The organism is Candidatus Symbiopectobacterium sp. NZEC135, assembly GCF_025962695.1.
Genome location: NZ_JAGFPF010000338.1, coordinates 1 through 1,739 on the forward strand (window position 1 = coordinate 1; position 1,739 = coordinate 1,739).

Annotated in this window: 3 protein-coding genes; 2 read left to right on the forward strand and 1 reads right to left on the reverse strand. The window is 46.5% G+C overall.

From position 1 onward, the window contains the following. A complete protein-coding gene (gene rof / locus J5224_RS26595) occupies nucleotides 1-261 on the forward strand; it encodes a Rho-binding antiterminator (RefSeq protein WP_222158377.1) in 261 nt (86 codons plus the stop codon). A 203-nt stretch (nucleotides 262-464) separates the two neighbouring features. Then, nucleotides 465-1,481 (forward strand): hypothetical protein, encoded by a 1,017-nt coding sequence (locus J5224_RS26600; protein ID WP_264628168.1) that lies wholly within the window; start codon nucleotides 465-467, stop codon nucleotides 1,479-1,481. Between the two features lie 39 nt (nucleotides 1,482-1,520). Here J5224_RS26600 and tilS read toward each other — a convergent pair. Further along, nucleotides 1,521-1,739 (reverse strand): tRNA lysidine(34) synthetase TilS (tilS, locus tag J5224_RS26605; protein ID WP_264628169.1); only part of this gene is annotated, 219 nt, incomplete at its 5' end.

Consider the following 1,739-nt stretch of genomic DNA (forward strand, 5'->3'; position numbering starts at 1 on the left):
ATGTCAATGAGTAACGAATATCAACCCATCAATTGTGATGATTACGATAGCCTTGAGGCTACGTGCCAGCAACATCTCACGCTGACGCTCGAGTTGCGCAGCGGAGAAACCCTCACAGGCAAGGCCAAGGATATTGTCTCGCGCAAGCAAGTGGAATATCTGGTAGTGGAAGAAAATGGCGCACTGCGAGAGCTGCGTCTGGATCATATCGTGAGCTTCAGTAATCCAGGCATCGGCAAAGTGGTGGTCAGTGAATCCTGACGCCTAAGAGCGCCAATGCTCAATACAACATTTCGCTAACGGACAACCCTGGTTGTCCGTTTTGCATCCACGACTAAATCGCTAATATTTGCTGTAGATCACGCGAAAAAAAATGTCCCCCAGTAAAAACCCGAGTGACAAAAAACCGCTCTCAGATAAATCTATCTATGAAATAAATCAGACAATCTGTTCAAGGGGGTTTTATGTGTATCGCTGGAATAAGTCTGGATCGCCAACTCTATTCAACGAACGACTACCAGCCATTAAACCAGGGTCAAAATGCTACCGTCATGGGGAAATCTTCGCAGACAAACCCCGATAAAGCCGTGTGGCCACAAAAATTACTGCATGTCAGTAATATCAGTAATACATTCACCAAAAAGAAATGGGAGAAATTCCCGGCATTACAGGCTGCGCTGATGGAAACGAATTATTCCCGACATTTTGCCAGTGACTCTGCCACCTATGAAAAGATCTTACAGTGCCAGAAAAAGTTACGCGAAATTGATCTTGAGGTTGTGGAAAAAATCTTAGCGCTGCACCATGACGAATCGGCTTCACATCGCATCACCCCTGAATTGAAAGAAAAAATAAAAGAAATTGAAGCCACTGCGGATTTGTTCTTCAATACCTTGTCAGACATCAGGAAGAGCGACAGAATCATCCACAGTGAAGCGTCTCAAAAATGCTTTTTCTCCAGGCGGGTGGTGTTGGGAATCGCCCTTACAATCGTCGGTATGGCGTTGGCAGCTACCGCATTTGTTCTGCCTATCGCTATTCCGGCACTGGCTATTTCAGCCCCGCTATTACTGGGTGCGCTACGCGGGTTGGGGTTGTTGGTTTCCTGCACCGATGGGTCACTGAATATTCGTGATGCAATAAATAAGTGCTATCAAAAGTCGAAGAAAACGGAATCCATTGAATTCGCTGATGCATTTTCAAAATTACACGATTATTTGAATGAGATTAAACTCATCGGTATAACCAGTTTGGCCACAAGAAAAGCGGAATTACTCAACGGGGGCAACGCGTTACTGCGTGATACATCAGAACAACAAGAAAGTATCCAGCAGGAAATCACGCGACAGTTAGAAGTGACAATACAGCCGTTACGAGCAGAAATAGAGAGATTGAGGCAGCAGCTCAACATACAGCCCCAAATAGTACCCGCTCACACCGAAACAGACTTACCCTTTATCGCTTTGCCCCTGCATGGGTAGTCAGTAGCCTGAGTAGCGCTGATAGATTCTGAATCAGCGCTACGTCATCCGCCACACTATCTGCCATACGGTATCATTTGCTGACGTATCCCCTTCCCGCATCACAAAGACACCAACAGCGGCGATCGGCTGCTGGTTATAATACACAATAGGAATTTGTTCGCGCTTCCACGGAGGGATCGCATATTCCTGCCACAGTTTTTTCGCAGATCGTCCGCCGCTGCGCCCAACAATATGCAGTGTCCCTTTCAGGCCAAA

Coding starts and splice junctions, on each gene's coding strand:
- rof (WP_222158377.1), top strand. CDS start 1: ATGTCAATGAGTAACGAATATCAACCCATCAATTGTGATGATTACGAT.
- J5224_RS26600 (WP_264628168.1), top strand. CDS start 465: ATGTGTATCGCTGGAATAAGTCTGGATCGCCAACTCTATTCAACGAAC.